Here is a 16781-nt window from a genome sequence, read left to right as displayed (position 1 = left end):
GATGAACATGCCCATCGAGACGTTTGGCGGGCTGCCGGCGAAACTGCTGAAGAAAGCGATTGCCGCCCGCTGGATCAACGACGTGACCGGCGTCGGTCGGGCCGCCAAGGCCTGGCCCGACATGTAGCAGGAGCCTTTGTAAAAACCTACGCTCAAAGTGAAGTGAAACCGCAACAGATGCGCGGGACATTTCCTCATAGAACTAGACAGCGAAAGCTACTGAATTGGACGATACAATACCCACGGTCCCACCCGAGCTGTGATGACCTCACTGGACTTGGTCAGCTGTTTTTTATAAACTGGGCCACGCCATTCCGGAAAGACCAGTCTTCCTCGCTGTTTTCAGTAATGACGATCATCACATTTTCTGGCGGAATTCCTGGCTCCTGCTTCAAGAGTTCAGTCACACGGGCGTAAAACGCCTGTTTGTCTTCACGAGCCTGTCCAGCACGCATTGTCAGCTCAAGTACGATCCGATCACCCTCCCGCTCCTGTAACTCAAAATCCTGTGAGGGGAACTCTCGAATGAGCTGATAACGGTCATCTGGTGGAAAATCGAGTGTGTCAAGAACTGCCTTGTTAACCCTGCTCGCTATGGTTCTGCGGTACTCATCGGACTTCCCTTCCAGAAGTGAAATAGTAACTAATGGCATGTAACCCACTCCTGCTGGTCTCCCGTCGCTCTTTCATGTCCGTGCACCTGCCACTCACTCAGACTAGCTGTTGTTGTAAGGGTTTTCACGTCTCGGGAGTAGCGTTCGACATAGTGTCCGAAATCACCGTTGAACTGAACCGCTCTATGCCCATTGTCGACAACAGGCTGTATTGCCTTCGCAAGCCCCCGAATCTCGTTCCGGAATGATCGCTGGAACTGTGTCAAAGTAAACCACATACAAAAAAGGAATGGCGTAAGCAGTATCAAGATTTGGCCTTATATAACAAGCCAATACAGGACGCACGAACCGTGGCAAACAACCCTGCTCGTTCGCGGTCGACGACGTTCGGTTGTTATATGTATGAAGCACATAGAGGAATGTGAGAACGCTTGTATCGGAGTGCAAGTTGTGGCAAGTTACTTGATCGGATACGCTATCTACCGACAAATGTGTCCGTCTGATACAGATATAAATCTATATTCGGTCAAGAAGGTGTCAATAGCGGTAAGTTTGGGATGTGCTAGTGACGATTTCTCTTTGAATACATATAACCCGATATTTGAAGCCATTTATGAGAGTTTAGTTTCACGTATCGATCTGAGTGAGGGCGTTTGAACAGCTACCAATCTTTGGAAAGAAACAGCATGCAAATCCCTTCATTGTTCCTGACTTGAGGGGTTCTGTCCCCTTCCTCATAGAGTCGTTCATGAGAGCAACGTGTGCAAACGAGACATGACATCTCGATCCCGACTACGCCGGAACGCAGGGTTTCCGGGGCTCCGGGACGCGGAGCGATTTGGAATCCGAATTCCAACTACCGCGTGAGCACTTGAATGAAACACCTGTGATACAATATCTGCTACTGAGAGACGGTTCAATGTGATTGGTGCATCGGCCCACCACAGCAACTCCCGGAGGGATGAGTCTCTATTAATAACAATAGTACGGATGTTATGTTTTTGCGGCTCCCGAGAACACTGTGTTCAGATAACCTGATTCGATCTGAAACAGTATGTTCTACGTCAGTCGTCGGACTGACTCGTTCGGACGGGAAAGAACGTGACCCGGATCAATATGTTGGATCGACTTACATACATATGAGTGTGATTCTCAGAGCAATACAGGGTGGACAGGCCAGTCGCCGATGCCGTCCACAGTTGATTATTCTACATGGACTATTGTTGGTATTCGCCGCTATTCGTTTATTCAGAGTAAACGTATCTCCCTATGCGATTTATTCCGGCAGGAAAACACTTAGGAATATCAATATTAGAATATGCCGAATGATGGTGTATATTCGAGCTTCCGGAGTTCACTCGTAAATTTACATATTAATTCTTCCGGAAGTATCGAGCGCGTCAGTACAGTCAGACTGGGCGGATGACTGACATTGTTTACTCACAATAAACAAATCGTCGTCACGAGGGGATGCACTTGCAGCAGTATACTCTCCAATCCGCTACGCTGCCAGTCTGGGAACTATCGGACCTCCCCATCCGGACAAAAAGAGTCCCCTACTGGACCACCCACATCGCTACGCTTCCCGGATCCAGACTCGCATCGGGTTCGGGCCCCGGTTGTTCCAGGCGTAGTATGGCACAGCGGTGACCCGGGCGGTTGTCTCATCTGTCTCCTCGGCCGAGCGGTAGAGTTCTCCGTCCCAGTCGTCTTTCGAGGGCACGGTGGCCGTTCCATCCAGGGTAACAACCCCGTCCAGAAGGTCCTCGTGATACGTTGCTTCGAACTCCGTCTCCGGGTCGATTGCGTACTGATACAGCGGAATATCGTTGTCAACGCCTTCGAGACAGTACACCAGCGGCCCACGCTGGAGGGCGACATGGCCGATGTCGGCCTCGACGTTCGGGTGCGCTTCGAGGACCTGTACGTCCATCTCGAAATCGGCGGTGATCCGATCCTCGTCCCAGATCCGTTTAATCGTGACGTACCCCTCGTCGGTGTCGACGGCTATCGGGTCCCCGTTCACGGAGACAGACACCCCAGAAGACCACTCGGGGACGCGGAGACGGACGGCGAACTCCGTCGGCTCCGGAGCCTCGACATCGATCTCGACCGTCCCCTCCCAGGGGAAGTCGGCCGTCTGCGTCAGCGTGACCGTCGTCCCGTCGAGCGTCGGCCTCGCCGTCCCCGTGACGTACTGGTTGACGTAGAGCCCGTCGTCGTCGACCGCGTAGAGGTACCGTTCGAGGGACGCGAGCAGGCGGGCGATGTTCGGCGGGCAGCAGGCGCACTCGAACCAGCCTTCGCGGTCGTGCTCGCCGTCGCTCGCCAGAACGTTGTCGTAGAAGAACTCGGTCCCGTCCAGCGAGACACCCACGAGCACGGCGTTGTACAGCTGCCGCTCGATGAGGTCGGCGTACTTCGCCGCCCCGGTCTCCTCGAACAACCGCTGGTTCCAGAAGATGCTCCCGATCGCCGCACACGTCTCGGCGTAGGCGGTGTCGTTCGGCAGGTCGTAGTCCGTGGTAAAGCGCTCGCCGACGTGCTGGGACCCGATTCCACCGGTGACGTACATCCGCTTTTCAGTCATGTTTCGCCACAACAGATCGAGGTGCTGGAGGAGGGCGTCATCGCCCGTCTCAGCGGCGATATCCGTGGCCCCAGCGAAGTAGTACATCGCCCGGACGGAGTGCCCTTCGACAGTCGCCTGCTCGCGCAGCGGTGCGTGAGCCTGGGCGTAGCTGCCGTCGTATGCACCGTCTTCGAGGAACACGCCCGCGGCTTGGCCGGCGATGCCGCCCTCGTTGTCATCCGGGTCGTATCCGGCGATCTGCTCGAGATGCTTGAACTCCCAGGCGAGCCGGTCATCGTGGCCGCGCAGATCGACGAAGTACTTCGCGAGGTCACGATAGTGGGCCTCGTCGGTCACATCGGCAAGTTCCATCAGAGCGAGTTCGATCTCCTGATGGCCCGGGACGCCGTCGACTTCGTCGCCGAACGTCCGGTCGATGTGGTCGGCGAAATCGGTTGCCACGTCGAGCAGAGTTTCCTTATCGGTCGCTCTGTAGTGGGCGACAGCCGCCTCGATCAGATGGCCTGCACAGTACAGTTCGTGCAACATGTTGAGATTTGTCCAGCGCTTCTCGGGCTCTTCGAGTGCGAAGTACGTGTTGAGATAGCCGTCCGTTCGCTGCGCGGTAGCGATCAGATCAATCACGGTGTCGACCCGGCGGTCGAGTTCGGGGTCCTGGTGGTTGGCAAGAACGTAACTCGCCGCCTCAATCCACTTGTAAGCGTCCGAATCCTGGAACCACATGCCGTTGTGGCCGCCTTCCTCGCCCGCGCTGGCCCGTCGGAAATTCTCCAGCGTCCCGGACTCCTGAAGCTGCTGGTACTGGTACTCTATTGTTTTCTCGCGGATCACCTCGCGTCGCTGTTGCCAGAAGTCATCCGAAATTTGTACGTTCTCTATTGACATCGGCTGTCGCTGCTCACACATCAGTTAAACTCGAATAAGCAAAGGATATAAATGTTTTGCCAGGATGGTTGTATTACGACATCGCCGCGACACCACCGACGGGCACTGATACAGCCACTGCACCTCCAGAGAGAGCGCTCTACCGGGACAGGAGGTGCGGCTCCAGTGAGAGGTTCGTGAGTTCCCGAGTGGTTGATTCCGCTCGAAAAGAGTGCGAGTCCTCATCACCGGGCACTCCACTATGGGGATACGAAGGGAAGATTTATAACCAATCATTGTGACCATCCAGATTGCATGCCAAATATTAACAGGCGACGACTACTCCAAGGTATCACAACTGCAGGAACGCTCAGTCTGGCCGGGTGTATGACCGGGGACAGTAACGAAGGTGGGAACGGCTCAAACTCGGGCGCGGTTCAGATCACACTGCGTGAGCGGGACGACCCGATGGCGGCATACGAGCCTGGGTTCAACGAGGCCCACGACGATGTTGAATTGACCGCGAGTATCCAGCCGCCGGAGGAAAAATACCGGTCACTCATTTCAGAGATCAACGCGGGTAAGGCCCCAGAAGTAGTCGGCCTCGACGTGATTTACCTCCCGCGGTTCGTCCAGCTCGGAGCGCTTTCGGACCTCGGGTCGTTCTACGAAGATCTCGGGCACGACGACTACTTCGGGCCGCTTACCCCCGACTTCACCACGTGGAACGACACGGTACACGCACTCCCGTTTTGGATCGACTGCAGCGTCTATCTCTACAACAAGGCCCACTTCGAGGAAGCCGGCCTCGACCCCGAGAGCCCGCCGGCGACGTTCCAAGAGTTCATCGACGCGTCCAAAGCGATCAGGGACAACACGGACTACACACCCCTGTCACTCAACCTGGCCGGGTCGAACTCCCTCGGGCTGGAACTATTCTTCTTCATGCCCCACGTCTGGGCCGGCGGGGGCAAACTGTTCAACGAGGAGATGACGGAGTGTCTGATCGACGAACAGCCCGCGGTCGACGCCGTCAACTTCTTCAAGACGTTGGTCGAGGAGGACCTGTGTACGGACCCGACCTCCAACGACACGTGGACGCTGCAGTCGTTCATGAACCAGGAGACATCGATGGCGTACTCGGCCGGGTTCATCTCCCACATCGAGGAGGAGGCGCCAGAGGTCTGGGACAACATGGCCACCGCGATGTTCCCCAAGCCCGAAGGGGGCACCCAGTCGAGTTTCCTCGGTGGCAACAGTGTCGTCATTCCGCAACAGATCACCGAGAACGAGGCGAAGTTCAACGCCGCCAAGGAGTTCATACGCTGGTCACAGTCCGAGGACGGCATGCGCACGACGGTCGAGGACATCGGATATCTGCCTCCACGACAGAGCGGCCTCGAAACGGAGTTTGTCGAGGAGAACAGCCACCTGTACGACGAGTTCACCCGGGCGATGGAGCAGGGACACGCACCGCCAATGCACCCCAAGACCATCGAAATGCAGGACCCTCTCAACAACGCATTGGCCCGGGCCCTGTTGGGGGAGCAAGAAGTCGAGGCAGCGCTATCAGAGGCCAAGTCAAAGATAGACAGTATCCTGCAGGGATGAAACGGGTCACCAATACCGTCCGACAGTACCAACGATGACAGAAATACAAGACAAGCTGGTAGGGAAGCTAACGGTCGACAGCCGCGAGCTAGATTGGCGACCGTACGTCTACTTGCTTCCGGCGTTCGTGATGGTCGCCATCTTCCTGGCGTACCCGCTCGTGGATACGTTCCTCCTGAGTTTTCAGGAGGTCATCACCCTCGGGGGAGAGACGAGATGGGTCGGGCTGGACAACTACGTCGCCGTCGTGACTGATCCGCTGTTCTGGGTAGCGGCCAAGAACACGCTCATCTTCAGTATCGGCATGATCATCGTCCCGCTCGTTCTCGGACTCGGGCTCGCGATGGTGATTAATCGCGGTATCAAGGGGCAGTCGTTCCTCCGGTCGCTGATCTTCGTCCCGGTGGTCGTTCCAATCGTCGTGGCTGGCATCGTTTTCAGTTGGTTGCTCAGTCCCAATGGGCTGGTTAACTGGCTGCTGATGACCGTCGGCGTCATCGAAGAACCGGCCCGGTTCCTGAACTCGGTGAACCTCTCGCTTCCGAGCGTGATGCTGATGGTCGTCTGGAAGCGGACGGGCTACTACATGGTCATCCTCCTCGCCGGACTTCAGGGGCTACCCGACGACGTCTACGAGGCTGCGAAGATCATGGGGAAGTCCCGCTGGGCGATGTTCCGACACATCACGCTGCCGCTGCTCAAACCGGCAATCCTCATCACGCTCGTTCTCGGGATTATCGACTCCGTTCGGGCGTTCGCTCACGTATACGTCATGACCGGCGGCGGCCCCTCGAACTCCAGTGAGATCCTGTCGACGCACTTCTACCAAGTCGCGTTCGGGTACTTCAACTTCGGGAAGGGTGCCGCGTACGGATTCATCCTGTTCGGCATGGCGCTCGTGTTCTCGGTCATCGCGATCAAGCTGTCGGGAGGGACCGAAATATGAGTGTCGCAGATCGTCTCACCAGTATGCTCGATACAGACCAAGAAGGGTCCTCATGGGAGCAGATCGTCCGCTACGTCGCGGTCTCGCTCGCGGCGCTTTTCGTCCTGGTCCCGCTCTACTGGATGGTCGCCACGAGCCTGAAAGACCCCTCACAGATCGGGATCTTCCCGCCGAACCTCGTCCCGAGCCCGGCGACGATGCAACCGTACTTCGGGGCCTGGGAGACCGGGCCGTGGGGACAATGGTTCCTGAACACGATGCTCATCAGTGGCGGAGCAACCCTGGTGACGCTTGCGATCGCGACCCCCGCGGCCTACGCGCTCGCGAGATTCGACTTCCCCGGTTCGAATCCGATCTACCTGCTGTTCCTGGGGTTGCTGATGATCCCAGCGCAGATCCTCCTCATTCCGCTGTACAACCTGCTGTCGACCCTCGGGCTCGTTGACACGCGGCTGGGGCTAATTCTCGTCTACAGCACGTTCTTCCTCGCCTTCTCTATCTTCCTCCTGCACAGCTTCATGACGAACCTGCCCGAGAGTCTGGAAGAAGCAGCCAGAATCGGCGGGATTCCCGAATGGAAAATATTCTTCAGCGTGATCCTTCCCCTGGTGAAGTCCGGGCTGACAGCGACCGGAATGCTGATCTTCGTCTTCACGTGGAACGAGTTCCTGTTCGCACTGACGTTTCTCAAGTCTGAACAACTGTACACGATCAGTGTCGGGCTTCAGTCGTTCCAGGGCATTCACGGGGCAACCGTCTACAATCAGCTCTTTGCGATGAGCACGCTGGCGACTCTCCCAGTGATCATCCTGTTCGCAGTGTTCTCGGAACAGTTCATCGAAGGAATCGCTGGCCTCGAAATGCAATAACCACGGTGAGATAATGGAGATACAACTACACAACATCACGAAACAGTTCGACGAACTGATCGCGGTCAACGATCTGTCGATGACTATAAAGGACGGTGAGTTCCTGACGCTCGTCGGCCCATCCGGCTGTGGCAAGACCACGACACTTCGGATGATCGCTGGTCTGGAGACGCCTACATCGGGCACACTCGAATTCGGTGGGCAGGACATGACGTACGCGTCGCCCCAGGAACGAGAGCTCGCGTTCGTCTTCCAGGCGTACGCGTTGTACCCCCACATGTCGGCGCGCAAGAACATGTCGTTCGCGCTGGAACACACCGACGTTCCCGAAGAAGAAATCGAACAACGGATCAGCGAAACCGCCTCGATGCTCGGTATCGAGGAGCACCTGGACAAGAATCCGCCCAATCTCAGTGGCGGGCAGCAACAGCGCGTCGCGCTGGGGCGGAGCATCGTCAGGGACCCGGAGATATTCCTCCTCGACGAGCCGCTCTCGAATCTCGACGCGAAGCTTCGCGTGAAGATGCGCGCCGAACTCCAGCAGCTCCACCGGGAGATACAGACGACGACGATCTACGTCACGCACGATCAAGAGGAGGCGATGACGATGTCTGATCGCGTCGCGATCCTCAACAATGGGAACCTACAGCAGATCGACACGCCGGAAGTCGTCTACTCGCAGCCGGCGAACCGCTTCGTGGCCGGGTTCATCGGGAGTCCCTCGATGAACTTCCTCGACTGTCGGTTCGAGGAATCGTCGGGGACCATACAGACAGACGCGTTCGCTATCGAAGCACCCGATGACTTCTCGGGCGACGCCGCAACCCTCGGCATCAGACCGGAGGAGATGACCATCGTTCCCGCCAGAGAGGGAGACTTCTCGGCGGAAGTCACCGTGTTCGAACAGATCGGCGCGTACAACATCGTCCACCTGGAAATCGAGGAGCTAGACGAAGCGATTGTCGCGCAAGTCGACGGATCGAAACACTTCGATCCGGGCGACACCATCGGCGTCGAGATTGACCCGAAGTACGTCCATCTGTTCGATGCCGCCGATGAGGCCGTGTACAACCCACCGCTGGCCTCCGAAGAATCCACGGCCCTCGTGTAACAGACGGCCTCATCCGATTGTCCCGGACAGCCCGTATGTCGCTGTCAACGGATATTTTCGCAGGTACCGCACAAACGTCCGTCTCTGATGGTGTCCCTTCTCGGAGCGAGACATCCGAAATCCCACAGAAACCGCGGCGTTGCACACGTCACCGTCGACAGAGTTTAGTGAACACGTATCTTTTTTCACTTGTAGGGAACACACGTGCTCAAATCGAACGAGAAACTGTTTCGGATTATCGAACTCTTGCTTGAGAAAGGGAGTGCGGGCGTGACTGAACTCGCAGACGACACGCCCTATCATAAGAGCACCGTGTACACCCATCTCCAGACGCTACAGGAGAACGGGTGGGCGTTCAAATCCGACGGGACATATCAGCTGTCGCTCAAGTTCCTCACGATTAGCGAGCAGATCAAAAATCAGCGGTCGGTCTTTCAGCACGGACACGAGGAGATAGACAGTTTAGCGAACGAAACGGGCGAGCTGTCGTATCTCGCCGTCCCAGAAGACGACGTGGTCACGATACTCCATTACGCCAGGGGCGAGAAAGCGACGCTGTCCGTCACCGCCGGTGCGACAGTCCCGATAACGGAGCATTCCGTCGGGAAGGTGCTGCTGGCCTTCCAGTCCGAGACCGACCGGTCCGAGATTGACGAGTACCCGTCGTCGGACGTGTTCATGGATTCTGACGCGGACATCTCCGAGGCATTAGAGGAGGCGCGACGCAACGGGTTCGTCGTCTCGAACGAGCGCGACGGAAGCGGCCCCTCCATCGCAGAACCCGACCAGTCGGGACCGCGCTCGGAATCCCATCTCACGGACGTCCAACACAAGACGGTTGCTGCCCCCGTTCTGGACGATGACGACGAGCCGCTCGCGGTCGTCGCCGTCACCGGGCTCTCGAAACGCATCAACGGCGAGTATGAGGAGCGGATCTGCCAACAGGTCGTCCGTGCCGCGGCCGTCATCGAACGGAAACTGGACGTCGAGCGGTCCGTTCCAGCGTCGAACCGTGACTGAGCGAGTCAGGCGAGCCGCATCCAGACGGTCATCGACGTGGATTCGCGGTTGTTCCGGGCGTAGTACGGTATCGCGGTGAAATCTGTTGCGGATTCCGTGACCGACTCCAGAGACCGGTACAGCATGTCCTGCCACTCCTGAAGGTCCTGCAGGCTCGCCCTCCCTTCGAGGACTGTCATGCCGTTAAGTATCGACTCAGTGTACCGGGCACTGAGCGAGTCCGGGTGCGAGAGAATGAGATGCTGTACCGGCTCCGTGTTGTCGATGTCCTCCAGACAGTAGACGAGCGGCCCCCGACGTAGTGCGGCTTGTGCTCTGTCGCTTTCGACCTCGGGGTGTGCGACGACGGCGTTCGGTTCCATCGCCAGCGAGACCTCAATGTGATCACCGTCGTGCCACTCCCGTTCGATTGTCACGTATCCGTCTGTCGGTTCGGCGGACACCGACTCGCTATCGACCGTGATATCCCAGCGTTCGGCCCAGCCGGGGATTCGGAATCCGAGTGCAAACTCCGTCGAGTCGTCCAGAGAGAGTTCAACCACCACGTCCCCGTCCCAGGGATACCCGGTGGTCTGTTCGACCGTGATATCGGTTCCCGAGAGGGTCGTTTCGACGGTACTGCTCACGTAGAGATTGAGCAGGAGTTCGCTCTCGGACCGAGCGTAGATGTACTTTCCGAGCGACGCGAGCACGCGGGACAGGTTCGGCGGGCAACACGCAACGTAGAACCACTCGTTGCGGTGATATTCGTCGTCCGTCTGTAGCGGGTTCGAATAGCAGTATCGCGTCCCATCGAGCGAGACGCCCGACAACAGGGCATTGTACAGGATGCGTTCCAGCACGTCGACGTACTCACCGTTCCCCGTCAGCTCGAACATGTTGTGGCTCCAGAAGATCGCGCTCGCAGACGCACAGGTCTCGGCGAAGGCGGTGTCGTTGGGAAGGTCGTAGTCCGCAGTGAACGACTCCGACTCCGGGCTCGAACCGATACCGCCGGTGACGTACATGCGGCGAGTCACCATGTTCTGCCACAGGCGTTCGACCGCAGTAAACAGCTCGTCGTCGTCGACTTCCTGCAGGTATGCGGCGACAGCGGCATAGAGATTCCCCGCTCTGACGGCGTGTCCCTCGACACGTTCCTGGTCACGGACGGGTTTGTGGTCCTGCGCCCAGAGGCCATCGTACGCGCCGGACTCATCGCGCAACGTGTCCTGATAGCCGACGACGGACCAGCCGCTCTCTTTCTGTTCCTTGCTGAAAGAGTCCCGCTCGATCAGCCGTTCGAGTTCTGGCAGTTCGGCCGCCAGCGGGGACGGGTCACGACCGCGTCGGTCGATGAAATAGCCCGCCAGGTCCAGATACCGCTCCTCGTCAGTGACGCGATAGAGCCGAACGAGCGCCAGTTCGATCTCCTCGTGACCCGGGATCTTGTCCAGTTTATCCGGGCCGAACCGCTCGTCGATGTGGTCGGCCAGGTCACGTGCGACCCGCAGGAGCCGCTCGTCGTCGAGAGCCTGATAGTGAGCGACGGCGGCCTCGATCAGGTGCCCGGCGCAGTACAGTTCGTGCATCATAGTGACGTTCGACCACCGCCCCGAGTTATCCCCGAGCATGAAATACGTGAACAGATATCCGTCGTCCGCCTGGGCCTGTTCAATCAGCGAGAGAACGGTATTGGCTTTCTCTCTGAGAGTCGGCATGTCGTCGGTCGCGAGTACGTAGCTCGCGGCTTCGACCCACTTGTAGACGTTCGCGTCGATAAAGGGCGGCCCCTCGAAATCACCGCCGGCTTCCCCGACGACGCGACGGAAGTTGTCGAGAGAACCGTTGGCCTGAAGATGTTCGTACTGATGATCCAGTGAGACGAGATAGTTCGTCTTCAGACGCGGCAACCAGAACGTATCTCGAACTGTGACATCTCCGAGCGGGGGTGAGTGATATTGCCTGGTCATACGCGTCCGAAGGTCTTCATACGATAAATAACCCCGCAGGTGGTAACCGGGTATATTTAAAGTACAATATTCCGAGAATAGCGCAAACACAGGAGAACGCATTCGAATCAGAGTAGAGTACTACCTTGGTTCGGATGACTACATCCCGCCGACGGTGCCACTCACTGGCGGTACCACTGTCAGCCCGCCCCGGGACAGGCCGTTCGCACAGTTACCTCTCGGATTGTTTCGATGGAGTTCAGCCCCTGGGAATCGAGGGGTACAGGGGATGGTGGAGTGTCAAGTCTAGCTGGCCGCGCCAGGAGGCCTGTTCGACGAGGTGGTCAAAGACTTCGTCGACGACGAGTTTGAGGCGGTCGTCGAGGCGGGCGTTCCGTCGTTCAAGTTCTTCACCGTCTACGCGTTGGTGTCTCCAACGGGTTCCTCCGGCTCGCCTTCGAACGCCTCTCAGACATCGATGCGGTCGCCGTCCTACATACCGAGGACGTCGGTGTGTCAGGCGTTGACCGAGGAGCGGCGTCGAACCGGCCGCAGCCACCCGACAGACTATCCCGGCGCGCCTCCCGACTACGCCGGAGAGCGTTACGGTGGCGATTATTGGCATAATCACTCCCAAGGTATGGAAGCTCTGCTAATCTCTATGATTACTCGCTACCGAAGGCGGCGCTCAGTTTCTCTCGCATGAACTCCCGGCGGAGTTCTCTCTTGCGTTCGTCGGTCAGGTAATCCTCGAACACCACTTTCGCGCTCGCGCTCCCCTGCTCGTCGGCGATATCCTGAACGTGTTTCAGCAGGTCCTCGGTCGTGCTCGAATAGGCGTCGTACCAGAACCGTCGACCCATGTGGGGCTTTCGGGCGACGCCGTCGATCTCCTCGGGAACCTCGGCCTTGTCGGCTAGGTCGTGGAACCAGCCCGAGATTGTCGTGCCGTCCACGTGGCCGGTTTTCGAGCGCTCCGAGGGGAACAGATAGCCATCAACGCGAGAGATGTGACGGCGGGCTACATCTTCGCCGAAGACGATGGCGACGGTCCCCGGGCCGTTTTTTCGTTCATCAAACTGGATGTACGGGTCGTCGGCGTCGAGATGCAGTTGGTCTTGGTGCAGCGCCGCGACTTCGCCCGCCCGTAGTCCCCATCCCGCGAGGGCGACGATGAGCATCTGGTCGCGGCTGGTGATTGTCGCGTCGAACATCGCCCGGACGTGCTCGGGTTCGAGGGCAACCGGGTCAGTGTCCGAGGAGCGAGCCCACGAGAACCAATCCTCAGCGCCGTTCGTGGGGTTGACAGTGGCCACACGCCGTTCCACGAGCCAGCCATACCAGGTCCGGATTGCATCGTGCACACGTGCAATGGTGGACTCAGCGTACTCCCCAGACATGTAGGCGAAGGTCTCTCGGCAGTGGTCGACGGCTTCGGTCTCCGTGATGTCGCTGTCGGCGTCGACGGGCGAGAGGAGATCGTCGGTGCCGTGCCGTTCTCGATAGGAACGAGCGTAGCGGGCGAGTCGGTACCGCATGGTCTCACGTGTGCTGTCCGTCCAGTCGTCGGCGGCCGCTTGCTTGGCGTCGAGATACTCCTGAAAGGACTCGCGGGTCGCGTCGTGTTCGATATCCCAGTCGTACCCGCTGGATTCGGTGTCGTAGCCGAGTGTGTTCTCCCAGAACGTGGCGAAGGTCGTGTCGTGGTATTCCTTTAGCGCGTAGGTGAGTCCGCGGAAGCCGTTGTTCGAGAGCCACTCGTAGGAGGGGCGGTCGGTCTCGGGGTCGAAGCCTTCCCGTCGCAACGCCGGGGCGACGACGGCCTCGTACGCGTCGGCGAGTTGGCCCTCGGTGAGCAGTGTCCAAGGCACGTCGTCGGCGGAGTGCCAAGGCTTGGTCCGCTCAATCCCGGGGGAAGTGTCGTGCTTTCCGGGTTCTGAATCTGAATCAGCCGATTGCGGCATACAGAGCTAAACACATTGAAATCTTATAGTTCTGTTGCCACAGCAGACGTATACCAGACTTATGGCTCTACGGTGATTTGGCAAATGTTGCTTTAAAGTGTATACCGCTGTATAGAATTATCGTATATTCTTTCGAATAGAAATCAGCACTAGAGATGGTCAGGCATTCGAAAACAATCGGTTCGCTATTTCATCCCGTAGCCCATCTTCCGCAACTCGTCTGCAACTGTCCGAGAGTCTTCGTTGGCAGCCAGAACAATGGCTTCGAGTACGTCGATTTTGTAGACCGACTCGGTCTCGAAGGTTTCCTCCATCGCATCCACGACGTCCTCAACATGCTCTTCGGCTTCCTCCCGTAAGAAGAGGTTAGCATGACTGCGGCCGTCTTGGACGCCATCGCGGCGGTACTTGTACGGGAGTGAGTCGCTGGGTTGGCTTGTCTCCGAACTCGTATCGGATTCCACCTTCGTATCCGTCGCGATGGATTCAGTTTCGGATTCGACTTCAGACGATTCGGATTCCTCAGTGTCCTCTTTTTCGTCGAAGTCGTCCTCAAACGGAGAGCCAGCACCGGACTTCATGCGTCGAACGCCTCCTCGATCTCCACGGCGAGTTCGTCGTACTTTTCGAGCGTTTCATGCTCCCGGTCAGGAACACGACGAACGCCCTTCTCACCGTCCTTGTACGCATTTTCAACGACCTGATAGGCAGTGGCCCGTGCGTCCCACATCTCCTGCATCAGCGACTCACGCTTCCGGAACACCGCCGGAACGTCGTATTTGACATCCTCTTGCAGCGTTTCGAGATGTTGCTGCTGACCTGTCGTGTCGCCGAACGCGACCGGAACCACTCCCAGTACGCCAACTTCGATGTCGAGATTGTTCTCCAGGCCGTCGACGAGTTGCTCTAGGCCGTCGATACTGAGCGAGCCCTTACCCGAAAGTTCGACTGGTATCAGGACCGTTTGCGTGACCATGACCGCGTTGTACAGTCCCTGGCCCTCGGAGGCCTGCGGGTCGCAGATTATCGCGTCGTACTCTTCGTGGATGCCGTTGCGGCCGAGTAGCTGGTAGAGTTGTTCCTCTTCGACCCACTCGACATCAGGATTCATTTGCTCCTCGGTCTCTTTGGCGCGACGCATCGCCGTGTCCAAGCCCGAGAGCATGTTGTGGGCTGGGATGACATCCAGATTGTCGACGCCCGTGTCCTCTCGAATGAGGTCCTCGAAGGGGCCTTTCGCTCGTCCGACCATATGCCGGACGAGGTTGTCAGCTTCGCCGTCATCGCGATCGCCATCGACGCCGAAGACGTAGGAGAGTGAGGCCTCCTGTGGGTCAAGGTCGATAACCAGTGTCTTGAGTCCGTTAGACGCGTGGGCGTGTGCGAGATTCGCTGCGGTCGTCGTTTTGCCGACGCCGCCAGCCTCGCTATACACCGTATATGCCAGCATGTGTTATACCTGTGTGTTGCTATCACTAATAATTACCGTGGGTTACTAATGCTTGTTAGTAGTATATATTAGTAATATTAGCAATTAGTGTTAGTAACATACGTTATTAGCACCTGGTAGTACTGCTTGGAAGTGGTGGGGTGTGAACACATTGATGACAGGGCGTCTGGCTAACCAACACAAACCGCTAATAGCCCGCCAAAAGCCCTATTTTGCCGATTGTGTTGGTTAGCGTATGAGCGACGAAGACTGCACCCACCAAGCCCTGTCGGCGTTGGAGCGTATCGACGTCGAGGCGCTTGACCAGAACACTCGTGAGGTCCACGACGACGCGGTCGCCGTCGACACGCCCGAAGAATGGGCCGACGACGCGGACGAGTGGGATGAGAAGATCGAGGTACCCTACGAACAGGCCGAGATTCCGCGCTCGAAGGGCACACTGACAGTGAAGACTATAGATGATCGAGAGAATAACCACCGCAACCCGAACCCAGCCACCGCCCAGATCTGCACTAAGCGTGATCGGGATATCAGTCGTTCATGCTGACGCTATTCGTCGAGGAACACATCGAGATTCCGAGCGGGTGAGTGAAACCCAGCCTCGTCGATCCAGCGTTTAAGATACGTGTCTGCGGTCGCTGCTGTAATGCGATCAGCCTCAACAGAACGTACTAGCAACCCAATCGAGCCAGTTAGTTCGATGCCCCGTTGATTCGCAGTCGCACGTGCATCACCATCATCGGTGATCACCGTTCCAGCAACGTCATCTGCAACTGCCAGTGCTTGAGCCTCACCCGGGTCAAGCGTTTCCAAGAGGGACTGCTCGATTTGGTGTGCCTCCGCTGATGGCTCAACGACAGGAATATCTTTTTCAAGCGCAGTTAATGCGTGTTCGAGATAGCGATGTGTTTCAACTCCTTCAGTGAGTTCCATCTGGACAGCAGGAACCGTGACGAGTCGTGGCAGGTCCGCTATGAGTTCGATATGATCCACCTGCGCGAAGTTCGATAGAACAGTTGTATTGAGAACGGTCGCGTTAGCAGGCGCACCTGTCATTCGAGATTCCGAGCCACGTCTATTTCATCGCGTGCGGCGTCCATGTCCTCCGGTCCAAATCGAAGTTCAACACCCTCCTCGCGAAGGATGTCTCGCATCTCGAAGCGGTTAAATCCAGCAAGCCGAGCAGCAGTCCCGAGCGTAATTCGCTCCTCTTCATACAATGAGACAGCAGCCGCAACCCGTGCATTCTCGTGTTCTTCGAAGTATTCACGGAGTACATGGCGGATTGCGTCGCTCTTATTTTCGAAGATGCCCGCTTTGACCGCCCCCTCCATGAGGTCCGTTAGATCATCCGGAATAGTGGCAGTGGTTCGAGACATGGCTTACTAGATTCTAACTCTGCATACATTATATGAATTGCGACGAAGTAGTGCTGGGTTGTTGGACTGGCCGTCGGCGGGTGGGATAGCCTCGCCGCCATCGAACCGTACCTCATCGCACCCAGCGAAGGTGTTATCAACGAAGCCTTCGCCGAGGCCGAAGTGTGACTCCCGGGGACTTCCAACTCTCATCTGAGCAAGCGGGTGCGTATCCAGTCCGTTGAGTAGACAAAACGATGGGCTCTATCCAAACGTTTCACGCACCGTTTCAGCTTCATGCAACTAACAGCGACAGGGTAATTAAATCGGCAAGCTGATTTCGACCGTCTACGGGTTCACGCGCCGCTTTCGGTTTCTACGGTTGCGTGTTTGTGGAAAAGCGTGCAATAGGTGCGGGTGTTTTCAATTTCGGCGAGGAGGCATATCTTC

At 57.4% G+C, this 16781-nt stretch carries 14 protein-coding genes and 2 pseudogenes; 8 read left to right on the top strand and 8 right to left on the bottom strand.

Annotated elements, in window-relative coordinates:
* A pseudogene (locus NDI54_RS20060) lies at positions 1-127 on the top strand (NAD(P)/FAD-dependent oxidoreductase); the annotation flags it as partial.
* A 154-nt stretch (positions 128-281) separates the two neighbouring features.
* On the opposite strand, the gene NDI54_RS20055 reads toward NDI54_RS20060, so the two are convergent.
* Positions 282-653 (bottom strand): tautomerase family protein, encoded by a 372-nt coding sequence (locus NDI54_RS20055; protein WP_310898143.1) that lies wholly within the window; start codon positions 651-653, stop codon positions 282-284.
* Positions 654-2190: 1537 nt separating this feature from the next.
* Positions 2191-4113: a glycoside hydrolase family 127 protein gene (locus NDI54_RS20050; RefSeq protein WP_310898142.1), complete on the bottom strand. Its 1923-nt coding sequence runs from the start codon at positions 4111-4113 to the stop codon at positions 2191-2193.
* A gap of 345 nt (positions 4114-4458) precedes the next feature.
* Between NDI54_RS20050 and NDI54_RS20045 the strand changes: the two genes are divergently transcribed.
* The 5 genes from NDI54_RS20045 (at position 4459) to NDI54_RS20025 (ending at position 9628) form a co-directional block, all read left to right on the top strand.
* The gene (locus tag NDI54_RS20045; RefSeq protein ID WP_310898141.1) at positions 4459-5682 is read left to right on the top strand and encodes an ABC transporter substrate-binding protein; all 1224 of its coding nucleotides are present in this window, start codon (positions 4459-4461) and stop codon (positions 5680-5682) included.
* A gap of 34 nt (positions 5683-5716) precedes the next feature.
* Entirely contained in the window at positions 5717-6628 is a 912-nt protein-coding gene (locus NDI54_RS20040) for a carbohydrate ABC transporter permease (RefSeq protein WP_310898140.1), read from the top strand.
* Positions 6625-7497, top strand: a complete 873-nt coding sequence (locus NDI54_RS20035) for a carbohydrate ABC transporter permease (RefSeq protein ID WP_310898139.1) — start codon at positions 6625-6627, stop codon at positions 7495-7497. Before NDI54_RS20040 ends, NDI54_RS20035 begins: the two co-directional genes overlap by 4 nt.
* A gap of 10 nt (positions 7498-7507) precedes the next feature.
* Positions 7508-8608: an ABC transporter ATP-binding protein gene (locus tag NDI54_RS20030; protein WP_406600212.1), complete on the top strand. Its 1101-nt coding sequence runs from the start codon at positions 7508-7510 to the stop codon at positions 8606-8608.
* A gap of 204 nt (positions 8609-8812) precedes the next feature.
* A complete protein-coding gene (locus NDI54_RS20025) occupies positions 8813-9628 on the top strand; it encodes an IclR family transcriptional regulator (RefSeq protein WP_310898137.1) in 816 nt (271 codons plus the stop codon).
* A gap of 5 nt (positions 9629-9633) precedes the next feature.
* Here the strand turns inward: NDI54_RS20025 and NDI54_RS20020 are convergent, their stop codons facing one another.
* The 4 genes from NDI54_RS20020 to NDI54_RS20005 all read right to left on the bottom strand — a co-directional run bounded on the left by NDI54_RS20020 (position 9634) and on the right by NDI54_RS20005 (position 14973).
* Positions 9634-11580, bottom strand: coding sequence for a glycoside hydrolase family 127 protein (locus NDI54_RS20020; RefSeq protein ID WP_310898136.1), 1947 nt, complete (start codon positions 11578-11580; stop codon positions 9634-9636).
* Between the two features lie 644 nt (positions 11581-12224).
* The gene (locus NDI54_RS20015; protein WP_310898135.1) at positions 12225-13523 is read right to left on the bottom strand and encodes a tyrosine-type recombinase/integrase; all 1299 of its coding nucleotides are present in this window, start codon (positions 13521-13523) and stop codon (positions 12225-12227) included.
* 185 nt (positions 13524-13708) lie between these two features.
* Entirely contained in the window at positions 13709-14104 is a 396-nt protein-coding gene (locus NDI54_RS20010; RefSeq protein WP_310898134.1) for a hypothetical protein, read from the bottom strand.
* The gene (locus NDI54_RS20005; RefSeq protein ID WP_310898133.1) at positions 14101-14973 is read right to left on the bottom strand and encodes a ParA family protein; all 873 of its coding nucleotides are present in this window, start codon (positions 14971-14973) and stop codon (positions 14101-14103) included. The genes NDI54_RS20010 and NDI54_RS20005 overlap by 4 nt, the downstream gene beginning before the upstream one ends.
* A gap of 235 nt (positions 14974-15208) precedes the next feature.
* On the opposite strand from NDI54_RS20005, the gene NDI54_RS20000 reads away from it, so the two are divergent.
* The gene (locus tag NDI54_RS20000) at positions 15209-15520 is read left to right on the top strand and encodes a hypothetical protein (RefSeq protein WP_310898132.1); all 312 of its coding nucleotides are present in this window, start codon (positions 15209-15211) and stop codon (positions 15518-15520) included.
* Between the two features lie 2 nt (positions 15521-15522).
* Here the strand turns inward: NDI54_RS20000 and NDI54_RS19995 are convergent, their stop codons facing one another.
* Positions 15523-16029, bottom strand: a complete 507-nt coding sequence (locus NDI54_RS19995) for a twitching motility protein PilT (protein ID WP_310898131.1) — start codon at positions 16027-16029, stop codon at positions 15523-15525.
* The gene (locus NDI54_RS19990; protein ID WP_014030574.1) at positions 16026-16352 is read right to left on the bottom strand and encodes a UPF0175 family protein; all 327 of its coding nucleotides are present in this window, start codon (positions 16350-16352) and stop codon (positions 16026-16028) included. The genes NDI54_RS19995 and NDI54_RS19990 overlap by 4 nt, the downstream gene beginning before the upstream one ends.
* A gap of 60 nt (positions 16353-16412) precedes the next feature.
* Here NDI54_RS19990 and NDI54_RS19985 point away from each other — a divergent pair.
* Positions 16413-16520: pseudogene (locus NDI54_RS19985) on the top strand (site-specific integrase); the annotation flags it as partial.
* Positions 16521-16781: the final 261 nt, after the last annotated feature.

The sequence above is a fragment of the Haloarcula terrestris genome, assembly GCF_031624315.1.
In the GTDB taxonomy this organism is placed as follows: domain Archaea; phylum Halobacteriota; class Halobacteria; order Halobacteriales; family Haloarculaceae; genus Haloarcula; species Haloarcula terrestris.
The sequence above is the reverse complement of the archived record's forward strand: the minus strand, read 5'-3'. Positions and strand labels throughout refer to the sequence as shown.